The organism is Mycobacterium sp., assembly GCF_008709575.1.
Taxonomy (GTDB): Bacteria; Actinomycetota; Actinomycetes; order Mycobacteriales; family Mycobacteriaceae; genus Mycobacterium.
On the sequence record NZ_VYIK01000470.1, the window covers coordinates 1 to 229 of the forward strand.

Here is a 229-nt window from a genome sequence, read left to right on the forward strand (position 1 = left end):
ACGGCTTAGGACGGCTTAGGACGGCTTTGCCGGTCCTCTTGTCGCCTCCGAATGTCGGTCTACGAGCACGGCCCGGCTCGTCACTGCGCGGTCGGCATGCGGCGGCGAAAGTCGGGCGACACGCCTGCTCGTCTCTACCTGCCGCGGTGCCACGTATGTGAGAAACTGCCAGCCGGCGATACGCCTGGTTGTGAGATTGTCGCCGGCGCGGTTTGTGTGTGTGGGGTGT